Source organism: Corynebacterium sp. HMSC073D01 (assembly GCF_001815555.1).
Taxonomy (GTDB): domain Bacteria; phylum Actinomycetota; class Actinomycetes; order Mycobacteriales; family Mycobacteriaceae; genus Corynebacterium; species Corynebacterium glucuronolyticum.
In genome coordinates, this window is sequence record NZ_KV821047.1 from 131,049 (window position 1) to 146,303 (window position 15,255).

Here is a 15,255-nt window from a genome sequence, read left to right on the forward strand (position 1 = left end):
GGGCACGGTGGGCACCGCGTCCGCGGGGACCGACCTGCAAGAAATGTGAACCACCAGGGGGAAACATGCACATAGATACCGAGAAGAGCCTGCGGACGCTGCAGCAGCTCCGCGATCAGCTGGAGACCTTTGCGGCCGACCTGCGCGGCAGCGAGCCGATTGTCACCAGCGACATGCTAGGGGAGGGGTTCGCAGACCAAGCGCGGATCATCGCCAGGCAACTCAATTCGATTCACCAGGAAAACCTGCGGCGCTCCCTTACGCTTATCAACGCCACGAGGAAGGCAGAGGCGCAGATTCATGAGCTGGTACGCCAGGAAGCCGTGAACGTCCATACATTGGGAGCCATCGACGCGGAGGGCGCGACACGATGACGGACACGAGCGCATACAAAGACTCCGTAGACACGATGACCCAAGTCGCGGGTGGGCTGTGGGTTCCGAAGCACAGCGCAGAGGAAGTAAAAGAAAAAGCCTCCCGCACCCGCGGCGCCAACTACGGGTTGTTCCGACGATCCACCTCTCGTCTTATCCCGCGCAACCGGAGGAATAAGGAAGGCATCCTCTCGTACGTCTTCGAGATGCTGTTTGAAGCAGTGTTCTTTAACGTCGCCGGTGTTGCCGGTGGATGGGTCATGGAAAAGCTGAGAAGCCTCTTTGATCGGTCGAAAGAAAGCGACCAGGACGCAGGCGACGCAGGCAAGGAGGCCAATGATGTTGGAGATACCGCAGAGGACATCGACACCGATGCGGCCAAAGAAATACTTCGTGTTACGAAGGAAACCAACGACATCGTGAAAAAACTCGCGGAGCAACTTGCCACCACCGACCGCGATGAAGACCCTGATGGCTACGACGCGTGCGTGAAGGCCGGCGGCGCAATCGTTGATGCCACAGGCGACTGTGTCATCAAACTCTGTACCGCCCGCGACGAAGCGGTAGAGCAGTGCCTCGACACCTTCATCAAATCAAATGAGGGTAGGGCCGGTGTCAGCGGTGGAGATACCGCGACGTGTGCGGCCCCGAACGTGGTAGAACACGAAACAGGAAAGAGTGCCTCGTGTGATCCGACACCAGCACCGACATGCCCGCCGTCTCCCGCAGGTTCTACTCCGCCAGCTGCGCCGCCGGCGCCGCCGGCGCCGCCGGCACCGACGGCGACGCCGACAACTCCGGCGGGGACAACTCCGCAGCCTCCGGCACCAACACCGGCACCGCCGACACAACCCGCTTCCACCACCCCGCCGCCTGTAGAAACAATCCCGGCAACGCCCGCCACGCCCGAGGTGACACCCCCACCCAAGGGGACGAAGACCAACACCAACTCGGTTACCGTAAACGTCAATTGCGAATGCGACGGTGACGAGGCGAAAAACCACCAGCAGACGCGACGGGTTGTTCCGGCAGATGCCACAGAAGACCAATCCCACACTCAAGATGCCCACACCGACGAAGGCTTGGGTGAGCGGCATGAACATCACTCCCGAACGCACACGTCGACACCGGTGAACACCGAGCCCAATGAGGAAGATCCGCAGCCAGAAGACGAGTGGCCAGATACCGAGAACCCGCAGCCGGAAGAGCACGCACCCCAGCCGGATGGGGATTCTGCCGCTGTGACAGGGGGCATCCTTGCTGGACTGTTGGGTCTGGGAGCAGGTATTCTCATCGCTGAATTCCTGCACAATAACCTCGGGGATTTGCTTGCTGGGCTGACAGGGGAGTCACCAGATGCCCCACCTGCACCGCCAGCTGCACCGCCGGTGGAGCCAGCGGCAGCGACAACTCCCGCACCAGAACCAAAACCTGCACCGGCTCAGCCCGCCCCAGCGCCCGCACCGACGCCGACCCCGGTATGCACGACACCCCCGCCGACACCAGCACCCGCCCCTGCACCAGCAGGGCCAGCGGTGGCAACCGGCGCACCAACCACACCAGGGGTTGCCTCCTCCACGCCGCCGCCACTGCGTCACGCAGGTGGCGCCCGTAAGGCAGGTGGATGGTGATGAGCGCGTACGACGAGATTAAAGAAAGCTACCATCAAAAAGTCATCTCCAACCTCCGTACTTTTGAGAAAGCGGTGAGCAAGACCACCCAGGATTTCGTCGCGTCGCAGGCGGCACGGCGAGGAGGATACGGAGAACACGGGGCGCAGCGGAAACCGCTAGCGGCACAAGTGCCGTCGAAAACAGCCCGTGGACGCGGGCCAGTGCGCTCAGTGTTGACATAAAAAGGTGGCCGGTGGACGTATCCACCGGCCACGGCAGGCTCGGAAAGGTCTAAAGCAGGCACGCCCTGGGATTCCGGTTACGGAGGCTCAGGGTTTTTCCCATGCATCCTACGGCTAGGAGCGCTTGAAGATGGAGGAGGTGTCAACCTTCTCGATGTCCGCGCGGTCGGCAAGCTCCTCGCGGGTGAGGTAGCCAACATTTTTTGCCTCCGCCTCGAAGGCAGAGAAGGCGGAGTACTTCTTTTCGCCACCAAGCTGGTGCAGCAGGAAGCCCGTGACAAGACCGCGGATGTTCTCTTGGGCGGAAGTCTGTGGCAGGCCGAGGCCGACGAAGAGGTGAAGGAGAGCTCCCTCGGCGAAGCCGAGCTGGTTGCCGTTGGAGATCTGCCTGTAGGCCACATCCGCGCCCCAGTTGAACGCCACCGTGGCGGGATTGCCCGCATCCATGAGGCCGTTGGTTTCGGAATCGATGACGAGACCGGGCACTGTCATATGCTTGGCAGCCTCGTAGTTCGACGGGCTAGTCACGGCGGGGAAAATCGTGGCGACGGCCTTGGCCTGCGGGTTATCAAGCGCCGCGAGAATGGCAGCTCCACCGCCCATTCCGTGACCTGCCAAGCCAAGCTTCTTTGGAGACACGGTTACGTTGCCACTTCCCAGCTTCACACCCGCGAGCACCTGTAACGCGGTTTGAAGGTCGGCGGCGAACCCACGGTGGTTTGGGGTGAAGCCCGTTTCCGTGGACGGAGCCGCCACGGCGATTCCCCAACTCGCGAGGTGGCGGAGGGTTGCGTGGTATCGCTTGAGACCCAGCATCCAGTCGTGTCCGAACGCCACGCCGGGGATACCGGAGCCTTCAGCAGGTGTATACACCTTGCCGGGTAGGCCGGCGAAGTCGAGGTCACCCACGAGAACACGGTGGGGGCCACGCTTGGACAACACGGACAATTGCTTCTTTAGATTTTCAGCCACGTAACCAGGATAGTGGATAATTGCACGCGGTGAGGATCCCCGTCCCACCGGTGGCGTAACTGTTTCGGCTGCCCCAGATTCACCGCCGGTGCCTCTCGTCCCACTCGATTTGCGCGGGTGCCACACTTTTCACCTGGCGGTTCGGCGCGTGTCGCTGTTGTTGCAGCGTGTAGGTGCAGGTTAGCGCTCCTTTGGCGTTGTCAAAATCGGTCGTGTCCGGTACATTGGCCAGTATCTGCGTCACCTGATGGGGTTCCCGCAGGCGGCGATGTGGTTGGTAGCATCCCTGAGGCTGCGCCCGGTAGCAGCGGGAAGTATGTATATGAGGAAGGCGAGAAACGTGGTAGGAAAGCACGGACACTCATGCGGGTACCGTCTGCTGTCCGCTGCGACGGCGGGCGCGGTGCTGAGTACCGCCCTGGTTGTCGCTCCGTGTCCGCCGGAAGCCACGGCCGCCCCTGCAGCCCCGTCTACCGCTGCCGGGTCGTCGCAGGATCCGCTCACTACCTGGATGGAACAAACCGCCACGCAGCTGTCCACACTCCTGGTCGGGTTTGCGGCGCGTGTCGGGGCGCCACAGCAGGTGCAGGACATGATTCGGCGGGTGATCGTGGATCTCGTCGCCGTGGCCACAGGCTGGCAGGCTGTCGACGGGATCGTCAATATCATGGATCGGCAGCGGGGCTTGGACTCGCGGGCGGACGTCGTGCTGCAGAACGAGCGGGTGCTTTTTAACAAGATCAATGCCGAACGGCTCCATCGGGGTTTACCTGCCCTCCAGTGGGACGACGATGTGGCAGCCAGCTCTGTGGCTTGGGCAGATCACCTGGTCGCGTCAACGCCTGGTGCGCAGGCCCCCGCGCTCGTCCATGAGACGGGTTCGTACTACTTCAACCACGCCGGTGAGCTGCTCTTCGGCGGTCAGGGATCGTGGGTGGACGCGAATCGGGCATTTGCTGAGTGGATGAAAAGCCCCGGCCATGAGGCGGCGCTGATGTATGAGCCACACCGTTTCGCGGGTGTGGGAATTGTTCAGCGTGGCGGAAAGACTGTCATTGTTGTGCGCTTGGCGGATAAGCCTGGTCGCACCATTCGGTAGCCACTGTTACCGGCTCATGAGTGACCTGGGGTGAGAGCTAATTAACCCCACAGGTGTTTTCGTGGCAAAATTTTGAAACTATGGAACTTACTACGCTCACCATTGATCTGGATGCTATCGCCTCGAACGCCCGCGAGGTGCGAAAAGCTGCAGGTAACGCCGACGTGATGGCCGTGGTGAAAGCGAACGCCTACAACCACGGAGTCGATCTCGTCGTTCCCGTCTTGGAGAAGGCGGGTATCGCGGGTTTCGGCGTGGCGACGATCCCCGAGGCGCGCCAGGTGCGCGAGGTGACTGAGCTTCCCGTCCTCGCCTGGATTTGGCACCCTGAGCAAGATTTGCCTAGGCAGGAGGAGCACATTGACCTGGGGCTTGCGTCGATGGCACAGGCGCGGGCGCTCGCGGCGGATCCCACTCCACGCACCGTCACCCTCGTCATTGATACGGGGCTGAACCGCTCCGGGGTGGATGAGGAGAACTGGGAGGAGCTCTGCCGGTTCGTCGCCGGTGTTCCGCACCTTACGGTCACGGGTCTGTTCACCCACCTGGCCTGTGCCGACGAGGAGGACAATCCGCTGACGGGTGAGCAGGTGGACACCCTCACCCGCGCCCTCGCCGTCGCCCGTGCCTGCGGTCTCAACCCCACGCGCAACCACGTTGCGAACTCTCCGGGGGTTCTCACCAAGGGTGATCTTGGCTTTTCGACGGTTCGTCCCGGCCTTATTCTCTACGGCTACAGCCCCCTTCCCGAGGGCGATACCGCCGGGTACACCCTCCGCCCCGCGATGACGTGGAGCGCCCACGTGACCATCGTGAAGAAGATCCACGCCGGCGAGGGGGCGTCCTACGGCATGACGTGGCACGCTCCGACGGATCGTTACACCGCCATCGTCCCCGTGGGCTACGCCGACGGCCTACCCCGCCGGATGCAGGGCAAACTGGAGGTCGCTATCGGTGGCAAGCGATACCCGCAGGTGGGGCGCGTGTGCATGGATCAGATTGTCGTTGATCTCGGCCCCGAAGAGCCACAGGTTCACCCCGGTGACGAGGCCTTCCTGTTTGGGCCCGGTGACCACGGTGAGATGACGGTGGATGAGTGGGCCGAGCACCTGGAGACCATCAACTATGAGGTGTTGTGCAGCCCGCGTGGGCGCGTGCAGCGTACGTATAGTGGGCGTGGAGAATAACGAAACGGAAAGGTAAGCCGATGGGTGACACGCCACAGCCGATGGTGACCATAGACGATGTGGCAACCGGTGAGGATCTCGTGGGAGCGACCGTGCGCTGCGAATCGGTCGCGGAAACCCAACACGTAGGGGAACTCCTCGGCAGGATGCTTGTCGCCGGTGATGTCGTGCTGCTGCACGGCCCACTGGGTGCCGGCAAGACCACCCTGACCGGTGGGCTCGCGCGCGCAATGAATGTACGGGGGCGGGTAACCTCGCCCACGTTCACCATCGCCCGCGTCCATAAACCATGTACTCCCGCTGACGCGGGAGAACATGGTTCCGCTGAGGCGGGAGTACATGCTTCGGCTGGCGCGGCGCTCATCCACGTCGATGCCTACCGGCTGCGGGAGTCAGGGGAGGACCCGATGGACGTGCTCGAATCCCTCGATTTGGACTGGCAGTTGGCCGATTCGGTCGTCGTGGCGGAATGGGGCGACGGCATGATGGAGCAGCTCGCCCCCGTCTACTACTACGTCGACATCGACCGCGAACGCGCCGTCCGGGAAGACCCGGACTCCGAGGCGCGCTACATCAGCGTCGAAAAGCGCACCTCTGGCACAGGCACCGGCAACTAGGGCGTTAGTATTGTTCCGGTCGCGTCACAGCGGCGGGTAAGGAGAGGTAAATGAACGTACTGGCAATTGACACGTCCACCACCAAGCTGGTGGTGGGGGTGTGCGCACGCACAACAGACACGGTCACGGTGCTCGCCGACGTATCTGTCACCGACTCCCGCCACCACAACGAGCTGCTCACCCCCCTCGTCCAACAGGCACTGGCAGCAGTCGGCGGTGACTTCTCGCTTCTCGACGCGGTGGTCGTAGGCGAGGGGCCCGGCCCCTTCACCGGCCTGCGCGTGGGCATGGCCTCCGCCCAAGCATTTGCCGACGCCCTGTCCATCCCCGTCTACGGAGTCATGAGCCTCGACGCCCTCGCAGCCGAGGTCGCTACCTCGCACCCGGAGGCAGCCTCCGGCCGCCTCGTCGTCGCCACCGATGCTCGCCGGCACGAAGTCTACGTCGCGGCCTACGACAACGGTGACCGTGTGGCGGGGCCGGACGTCGTCAAGCCAGAAGAGCTATCCGGCGACTACTCCGCAGCCGACATTGTCTGCGTGCCGGAGGCCCTCGCCGAAAAAGTCGCCACCACCGGCACACGCGTGCAGGTCGAGGTCACCCCGGCAAGCCTTGTTGCCGTCGCGGACTGGGACAGTAAGCCGCACCCGCTGCGCCCGCACTACCTGCGCCGGCCTGATGCAGCAGAACCGAAGCAGAAACCGAAGAGCAAGGCGATCCCTGATGTCCAGCTCTAGCGTTCCGTCAGCTGCGCCGTCTCCGGCGACGCTACGCCCGCTCACAGCCGCCGACGTGACGCGGTTGGAGGAGCTGGAAGCCCAGCTCTTCCCCGGTGACTCGCCCTGGTCGGCGGCAGCGTTCGCCGAGGAGCTGCGCAGCCCATGGACGTACTACGTCGGCGCGGAGCGAGACAGTGCGCTCATCGGGTACGCGGGGCTCGGCTACGGCTTAGGCGAGGCCGAGGTACACACCATCGGCGTCGACCCCGCCTACCAGGGGCGGGGGATCGGCGAGCTGCTACTGAGCGACATCCTGGCCGAGGCCGACCGCCGCCAGTCCACCGTCTTCCTCGAAGTCCGGGTGGACAACGACCCCGCCATCGGCCTCTACAAAAAGCACGGCTTTGTGCAGCTTGGCGTGCGGAAGAATTACTACCAGCCCTCCGGTGCAGACGCGCTGACGATGCGCCGCGACGCGGTCTTCGACCGCGAAAAGAACGGGGGAAAGAAAGGTACACTGTGTTAGTTCTCGGTGTTGAAAGTTCCTGCGACGAGACAGGCGTAGGCATCGTTGAGCTCTCCGACGACGGAGAGCTGACAATCCGCGCCGACGCGGTGGCGAGCTCCATGAACGAGCACGCCCGCTTCGGCGGTGTCGTTCCGGAGATCGCCTCCCGCGCCCACCTCGAATCCATGAGCCCCGTCATGCACCAGGCCCTCGAAGAGGCCGGGATCGACCGCCCCGATGCCGTCGCCGCGACGGTCGGTCCGGGGCTTGCCGGGCCGCTCCTCATCGGCGCTTCTGCCGCCAAGGCCTACGCCGCCGCCTGGGGCGTCCCGTTCTACGGGGTCAACCACCTCGGTGGGCACGTCGCTGTCGCCAACCTTGAGGGTGCGCCACTTGGCCACGCCGTCGCGCTCCTCGTTTCCGGCGGGCACACCCAGCTCCTCGAGGTCGAGCGCGTCGGCCTCCCCATGCGCGAGTTGGGCTCCACGCTTGACGACGCCGCCGGCGAAGCCTACGACAAGGTCGCACGGCTCCTCCGGCTGGGCTACCCGGGAGGACCCGTCATCGACAAGCTCGCCCACCGGGGCGACCCGCACGCCATCGCCTTCCCACGCGGCCTCATGAAGCCGAAAGACCCGCGCCACGATTTCTCCTTCTCCGGCCTAAAGACCTCCGTCGCCCGCTATGTGGAGGCCGCCGAACGTGAGAATCGTGTCATTAGTGTGGAGGATGTCTGTGCCTCCTTCCAAGAAGCAGTTGCCGACGTCCTCACCTTCAAAGCTGTTCGCGCCTGCCAGGACGTGGGGGCCGACGTGCTCCTGCTCGGCGGGGGCGTGGCGGCGAACTCGCGGCTGCGTGAACTCGCCCAGGAGCGTTGCGATGCCGCGGGCATTGAGCTGCGCGTTCCCCGCTTCTCCCTGTGCACCGACAACGGCGTGATGATCGCCGCCGTGGCGGCAAAGCGCATCCACGAGGGTGCAGAACCGTCGCCGTTAAGCATTGGCACAGATTCCTCACTCGATGTTGAGATTCCTCAGGTGATGGAATAGCTTTCTTAACCTACGCACATGTAGTAAATGCGATTTTTAACCCCCGGTTGGGGGTGAAATGGAAAAATTTTCTACGGCACCGGAAATCGACGTGAGCGGGTTCCGGTGTCACTTTTTTGAAAAACGACCAGGCGAAACGGGTATCTCGTGTGCTAATTTGTTGAACAATGGGCACTTTTTATAACCAAAGTATGATCCTCAGTGAATTTTAAGGCCGCTTAACACTCACTAGACAAAACCTTGGAAAAGGGTAAGAATATTACCTATTGGGAATCAGGCTCCCTCAGGAGTTGTCTCAACAGGAATTTTCAGGACCAAATTTTCCGGAGGAAAAATGAACAACACCCGTTTAGCTTCGGGTCGGATGCCAGGGCGCATCTCCCGAGCAATGAGCGGCATCGGAGCAACCGACTTCGTACGTCGTTTCTCCCGCTCCGCAACAGCGATCGTCGTTTCCACCGCTATGGCCGCAACGGGTGTCGTTGCGGTTCAGGCTTCAGCGCCGGTGGCAGCAGTTGCGCAGGCGCAGGACCGCGGCAATGTCCCGGTCGATACCCCCATCAAGAATGCTATCCACTCCCCGGGCCACGCCTGGGGCGATGAGTACACCGTAAGTGGCGATATTTACATCGACCGTGAGGGGGTTCTTCGCCGTTACAACAACGACGATGAAAAGCCCAACGGCATTAAGGTATATGCCTACTGGATCGACGAGGACGGCACCGTCTCGCCCACCTACTACGACGTATCGCGTAAGCTGACCAACTCCGATTCGCAGAATGGTCGCTACTCTATCTACCTCAAGCCGTACACGGACGCGCAGGGCATTTCCCATACCTTCGATGCCAACGCTCGTGAGAAGCTCGTGGTGTTCACCTCCCGCGATGAGCTGGATGTTGATGGCAAGCACTACACGGTGGCCTACCAGGAGTCCTATCCCGTAGGAACGTCTACGTTCCGTAACCTGGCCTCGTGGAACGCTGCCAGGAAGCACGTCATCAACTGGATGATCGCTCTGCACGAGTACCCCAACCAGGATGATCTCTCCTGGCTGCAAAAGCCTAAGGATCAGTGGCAGGAAGCCCCCAAGGATGAGGGCAGTGGCTATGTCGAGGGCCTCATCTGGTGGAACACATGGGACGCTGCCGGTGGAACCGACTCGTTGAGCGAGGTTGACGGGCCTATTGGAGATATGCGCGCTAAGAACGTCACCGTCGTGGGCTCCTACGTCAACGATGAGGTCACGCTCCTCTTTGACGCGTGGAAGAAGGAACACAAGAACGCGCCGGTGGAGGAATTCCGTGCCGCTCAGCGCCAGATTGTTGAGGATTACGAGAAAATTCACGGTGAAGGTTCGGCGATCGCCGAGACCGTGGTGACCAAGACAGACAAGGACGGCAACTACAAGCTACAGTTCCGTGGCATTTACGGCGACCGCGCCAGCTACAACGGCATTGTCACCGGTAACCGTCACCACCAGCTCGCCGAGTACGGCGCAGGTTCTTGGGCTATTGGCGGTGTGAATTCCAAGCACATCAACCAGCAGTACATGTACGTCTACCCGGTCATCGGTGACCTGGAGACGGGCGTATTGTCTGCCAACGTGAACATGGGTTCGTGGCAGACCCCGATGTTTGATGGTGTTGGCACTGGCCGTGGCACCAACGTGGTTAACCGTTCCGATGGCGCCCACTTCATTTTGCAGGCCCGTTCCAACACGTTCGATGTCACTCCGTACAACGTGACAACCAACCCCGCCACGGTGGGCGATACTGCCACGGTGCGGGCAACGGATCTCATCCCGGATTACGAGTACAACGTTGTGTGGACCGATTCCGCCGGGAACAGGGTAGGCGAGTGCAAGGTTTCCTCCGATAGCCTGGGCAACATTCCGGCCAATACTTGCCCGCTGACGGTTCCGGATACCATCGGCACCGCCGAGACCTACACCGCGAGCCTCTACGCCGGTCGCACGCTGGTGCAGGCCGACTCGTTCCTCGCCACCCGCAACGATCAGGCCAACCCTTACGGCTCCGTGGGTGATCCCTACACCGGCCACTACAAGCAGGAAGCTGCCGATGGTCGCACGATGGAGTACGAGGCCGAGGGCCTCCCCGAGGGCCTGAGCATCGACCGGAAGACGGGCGAGATCACCGGTACCCCGACCAAGGCTGGCACCACTGTAGCCACGATCAAGGCCAAGCAGATGAAGGGCGGCAAGGTCGAGCAGACCTTCCCCAAGGAGATCCCCTTCACCATTACCGATACGCCCCTGCCCAAGGGTAAGTCGCGCGTGCCATACACCCACAAGCTCGCAACCGAGGGCCTTCCCGAGGGAGCTGAGATCTCCAACTACATCGTCAACGGCGCCGAAGGTCTGACCGTCAACGAGAAGGGCGAGCTCACCGGTCTCCCGGCCGCCGCCGGCGAGTACAACGTGATTGTTCGTTACACCGTCAAGGACGGCGAGCGCACGTTCACCCACCTGGACCGCGTCAAGTTCGTCGTCGATCCTTCCCAGGCTACCGAGACGAACGCCGAGTACCCCAAGGTTGTTGTCCAGCAGGGCACCACCAAGACTGCTAAGGCGGATAAGGACTTCCCGGCTCGCACGAAATTCAAGCTCGCCGAGGGCACCCCGGATTGGGTCTCCGTCGACGAGAACGGCATTGTCACCTACAAGCCGGGCCCGGATGAGAAGGTAGGCGAGCGGCTCTTCAACGTCACCGCTTCCTTCCCGGATGGTTCCACCCGCGATTACCGCCTGCCGGTCGAGGTCACCCCGTCCGACACGCACACCTACACCCCCGAGTATGAGGGTCTGGAACTGCGCCAGGGCAAGACGGGCTTCATCCCCGCCCCGGTGGACGCCGCCACCAAGCAGGCGCTGCCTGAGAAGAGCTCCTTTGAAAAGGTCTCCGGTGAAGAATGGATCACTGTTGATCCCACCACCGGTGTGATCAAAGCTGTCGTTCCCGTTCGCCAGAAGGTTGGTGATTACCCCGTCACGGTGAAGGTCACCTTCCCCGATGGCTCCACGGGTGAGGCGAAGACCACCGTTAAGGTGGTCGATTCCTACGACAAAAAGTTCGATCCCTACTACAAGGATATGGAAGCGGTCGCCGGTGGAGCGAAGGTCTACGGCGAGCTCCCAGAGAACGCCCCTGCGGATGCCACCTACGAGCTCATTGATCCACTTGGATGGACAAGCGTTGATCCTGACAATGGTCAGGTCACCGCCCAGCCGCCGGTAGACGTCAAGCCTGGCGAATACTCCCAGAAGATTCAGGTCACCTACTCGGATGGCACCAAGGAAACCAAGGAGGTCGCCCAGAAGATCACCGTCACCGCCAACAACGCAGACTCCGTCGAGCTTGCTTATGGCGATGAGGTTACGGTTCGCCAGGAGAAGGAAGCTAAGGTTCCTGCTCCTCAGGTGACCAAGGGTGAGCTTCCCGCCAACACGCTGTTCACCCTGGACAACCAGTATGACTGGTTGACCATCGACGGTAAGACCGGCGAGATCACCGCTAAGCCCACCAACAACACGGCCGCTGACAGCTACGAGATCCCCGTCACGGTAACCTTCCCGGATAAGTCCACCAAGGCTCTTTCGGCCAAGGTGAAGGTTGTTGCTTCCGATGTCACCACCTACGGCACGCCACAGTACAATTCCGTCAGCGTCAAGCCCGGCGGGACCGCGAAGGTTGATCGCCCGAAGACGACAGAGGGTGAGGCGCTGCCAGAGGGCACGACCTTCGAACGCGTCGGCACCACGCCTGAGTGGGCCACCCTCAACGAGGACGGCTCCATCACGGTTGCTCCTGGTGGTTCTGTTTCCAACGGCTCCTACGAGGTGCCGGTGACGGTTACCTACCCGGATGGCACCAAGGCCAACGCCGTTGCCACCATCCAGGTTGGCGATACCCGCGCAGCCGAGGATGAGAAGAACGGTGTTACCGAGTACGAGCCCAAGACAGTGAAGCAGGGCGAGACTGAATCCGCCACGGCTAAGTCGTCCGACGAGGCCAGCTACGAAAGTGTTGCCGAGCTTCCCGAGTGGGTCAAGCTGGACAAGGAATCGGGCACCCTCTACTACGCTCCCGGTTTTGAGGTAACGCCTAAGGAGTACCAGATCCCGATCCGCGTTACCTACGACGTAGACAAGTCCTTCCGCATCGTCAACGCGGTAGTGACCGTCCAGGCCACGGACAAGGGCAGCTTCGATCCGAAGTATGCGGACACCACGGCTCGCCAGGGTGACACTCTGAATATCGATACCCCGAGGGACACCGAGGGCAAGGTACTGCCGGAGGGCACCACCTTCACCAAGGAAGGCGGCCCCAGTTGGGCTACCGTCAACCCCGATGGCACCATCACCGGCACCGTTCCGGCCGACGCGCCTCTGAAAGATTACACCATTCAGGTGAAGGCACACTACCCGGATGGCACCACTGATGATCTCGATGCCGCGGTCAAGGTGACCAAGTCTTACAAGGACGAGTTCAACCCCGCCTACGAGCGTATCACGGTTGCCGCCGGCGACAGCAAGCTTGGCAAAGAGCCGACGGACGTTCCCGCCGGCTCGACCTTCAAGCTTGTCGACGCCCCCGCGTGGGTTACGATCGGTGAAAAGTCTGGACAGGTCTTCGTCAGCCCTGGTAAGGACGTGGCGCCGAAGGTGTACAAGCAGCGGGTAGAGGTCATCTACCCCAGTGGTCCCTCCGAGGTCGTCACCCAGGAGATCGAGGTCACTGGAAACTACGCTGACCGCTTCGACGGCAAGATCAACTACGAGAAGGTTGCCGAGGTTGCCCAGACAAAGTCTGAGACGATCAACCCGACCGTACAGGGTGACCTGCCCAGTGGTACCTACTACACGCTGAGGGAGGAGTCGGACTGGATCACGGTTGATCCGCTGACCGGCGCTGTCACCTTCTCGCCTGGCGCCAACCAGGAGGTCAAGACATACGACGTTCCGGTTATCGTCCACTTCCGCGATGATTCCGAGCTGGAGATCACCGCTCAGGCCAAGGTTGTTGAAAGCGACTACTCCAAGCACGGCGACCCGAAGTACGATGACATCGACACGGTCACGCCTGGTGAAGATGTCCACGTCAACCCGCCGAAGGATAAGAACGGCAACGAGCTGCCCGACGGCAGCAAGTTCGAGAAGGACGGCACCACCCCGGATTGGGTTGTTGTTAACCCTGACGGCTCCCTCGACATCGATGGCAAGGATGCCGTTCCTGGAACCCACGAAATTACCGTCAAGGTCACCTACCCCGACGGTACGACGGGTACCGCAAAGACCACGGTCACTGTCGATGGCAAACTCGCCGATAAGCTTGACCCGCAGTACGATTCGCTGACACTCCGCCAGGGCAAGACCGGCACCATAGAGCGCCCGGCAGCCCTCAAGGACGTTGACGCTACTTTCGAGGTCATCAGCAGCCTGCCGCAGGGTGCATCGCTGAACGAAGACGGCTCCATTTCGGTGGATGCCACGAACGTGAAGCCGTACACCCAGGACATCCTGGTGAAGATTCACTACACCAAGGATGGTTCTGAGGACACCGCGGTTGCCAAGGTGACGGTGACGGAATCCCAGAGTAACGAGTACCAGCCGATCTACAAGGATAAGGACGTTCAACAGGGCGGCAAGGTCACTTTCGATGCTCCGAAGGATGCCAACGGCAAGACCATTCCGTCCGGCACTACTTACGCCCCGGGCGAAGGTAACCCCGACGGAGTGTATGTCAATCCGAACACCGGTGAGATCACCTACGAGCCTGGTGCCAATGAGACACCCGGCAAGAAGATGATCGACGTCGTTGTGACCTACCCCGATGGCACGAGTGAAACCATCACGGCCGAGGGCAACGTCACGGAATACACCACCGCTGACTCCAGCAAGGTCACCTACCCGTCGCTGGTTCCTGACCGTGGCACCACGGTGAAGAGCAAGCCGTACATCGACCTGGTTGAGACCCCCGGTATCGAGATGAACGAGATTCCGGAGGGCACCACCTTCCAGGTTGATCAGTCCAAGGTTCCGGCCGGCTGGACCGTAAAGGTCGTCGACCAGACCACTGGTGAGGTTGAAGTCACTGTTCCTGAAAATGCCGTCACCGGTGTCGGCCAGGACATCCCCGTGAACGTCACCTTCAAGGATGGCTCCAAGCAGGCCTCCAAGGTCACGGTCACGCCGAAGGTTGCCTCCATCGCGAAGGAGACTACGTTCTCTATACAGCGATGCTTCGAGGACAACGATGACTGGTACACCAACCCGCTGCTCTACCTCATCCCGCTGGGTATCATCGGTCTGCTCACCCAGATCGAGCTGCCCCTCCCGGAGAGTGTCAAGCAGCAGCTGGATGCGCTGCGCCCGGCCAACCCCGGTGAGCAGCCACAGTTCATCAAGGACCTCAACGCCCAGTTCGCTAACTCGGGCATCAAGGTCAACGCCGGCGGTATCCTCACCATCCTCGGCCTGACCGCTGCGGCCGGCTTGGTTGGTGCTTACTACCTGTCCAAGTGCACCTCCGGCAAGGGCTGGGACTTCAGCGCCATCGAGACCGACGAGACCGGCAACATCTTCTCCTCCGACGGCAACAAGACCCAGACGGGTGAGAAGACCACCGAGCTCGACCAGAATGGCAAGCCGAAGACCGGCGGCACCGCTAACCGCGCTGCCAGCGATGCCGAGACTGAGGCTCAGGAGGACACGGAGTACGCGGAGGAATCCGAATACACCGAGGAAACCGACACAACTGAATCCGAGTAATAAATAGGGAGGCGCGCCACACGGCGTGCCTCCCTCACCTCGCGGTGGTCAACTGGTCCCACCACCGCATGGCGCCACCTCCGGGTGG

10 protein-coding genes are annotated in these 15,255 nt (G+C 61.7%); 9 read left to right on the forward strand and 1 reads right to left on the reverse strand.

Features of this window, described 5'->3' with window-relative positions; all coding sequences use genetic code 11:
• Positions 1-65: 65 nt before the first annotated feature.
• Both HMPREF3044_RS07310 and HMPREF3044_RS07315 read left to right on the forward strand, forming a co-directional pair.
• Positions 66-374 carry a hypothetical protein gene (locus HMPREF3044_RS07310; protein WP_005390449.1) on the forward strand — a complete coding sequence of 103 codons (309 nt, stop codon included), beginning with the start codon at positions 66-68 and terminating at the stop codon, positions 372-374.
• A complete protein-coding gene (locus tag HMPREF3044_RS07315; protein WP_070740419.1) occupies positions 371-2,005 on the forward strand; it encodes a hypothetical protein in 1,635 nt (544 codons plus the stop codon). The genes HMPREF3044_RS07310 and HMPREF3044_RS07315 overlap by 4 nt, the downstream gene beginning before the upstream one ends.
• 338 nt (positions 2,006-2,343) lie before the next feature.
• Here the strand turns inward: HMPREF3044_RS07315 and HMPREF3044_RS07325 are convergent, their stop codons facing one another.
• Entirely contained in the window at positions 2,344-3,201 is an 858-nt protein-coding gene (locus tag HMPREF3044_RS07325; protein WP_005390446.1) for a poly(ethylene terephthalate) hydrolase family protein, read from the reverse strand.
• A gap of 340 nt (positions 3,202-3,541) precedes the next feature.
• Between HMPREF3044_RS07325 and HMPREF3044_RS07330 the strand changes: the two genes are divergently transcribed.
• The 7 genes from HMPREF3044_RS07330 (at position 3,542) to HMPREF3044_RS07360 (ending at position 15,167) form a co-directional block, all read left to right on the forward strand.
• Entirely contained in the window at positions 3,542-4,300 is a 759-nt protein-coding gene (locus HMPREF3044_RS07330; protein ID WP_231286096.1) for a CAP domain-containing protein, read from the forward strand.
• 80 nt (positions 4,301-4,380) lie between these two features.
• On the forward strand, positions 4,381-5,487 hold the full coding sequence (alr, locus tag HMPREF3044_RS07335) for an alanine racemase (RefSeq protein WP_070740422.1): 1,107 nt from the start codon (positions 4,381-4,383) through the stop codon (positions 5,485-5,487).
• Between the two features lie 41 nt (positions 5,488-5,528).
• Positions 5,529-6,104: a tRNA (adenosine(37)-N6)-threonylcarbamoyltransferase complex ATPase subunit type 1 TsaE gene (locus HMPREF3044_RS07340; RefSeq protein ID WP_070740501.1), complete on the forward strand. Its 576-nt coding sequence runs from the start codon at positions 5,529-5,531 to the stop codon at positions 6,102-6,104.
• A gap of 50 nt (positions 6,105-6,154) precedes the next feature.
• Positions 6,155-6,841, forward strand: a complete 687-nt coding sequence (tsaB, locus tag HMPREF3044_RS07345) for a tRNA (adenosine(37)-N6)-threonylcarbamoyltransferase complex dimerization subunit type 1 TsaB (RefSeq protein ID WP_070740425.1) — start codon at positions 6,155-6,157, stop codon at positions 6,839-6,841.
• Positions 6,828-7,349: a ribosomal protein S18-alanine N-acetyltransferase gene (gene rimI, locus HMPREF3044_RS07350; RefSeq protein WP_070740428.1), complete on the forward strand. Its 522-nt coding sequence runs from the start codon at positions 6,828-6,830 to the stop codon at positions 7,347-7,349. Before tsaB ends, rimI begins: the two co-directional genes overlap by 14 nt.
• Complete coding sequence (gene tsaD / locus HMPREF3044_RS07355) at positions 7,343-8,380, forward strand: tRNA (adenosine(37)-N6)-threonylcarbamoyltransferase complex transferase subunit TsaD (RefSeq protein WP_070740431.1); 1,038 nt, start codon at positions 7,343-7,345, stop codon at positions 8,378-8,380. Before rimI ends, tsaD begins: the two co-directional genes overlap by 7 nt.
• Positions 8,381-8,714: 334 nt before the next feature.
• Entirely contained in the window at positions 8,715-15,167 is a 6,453-nt protein-coding gene (locus tag HMPREF3044_RS07360) for a Rib/alpha-like domain-containing protein (protein WP_246820938.1), read from the forward strand.
• The last annotated feature ends 88 nt before the right edge of the window (positions 15,168-15,255 follow it).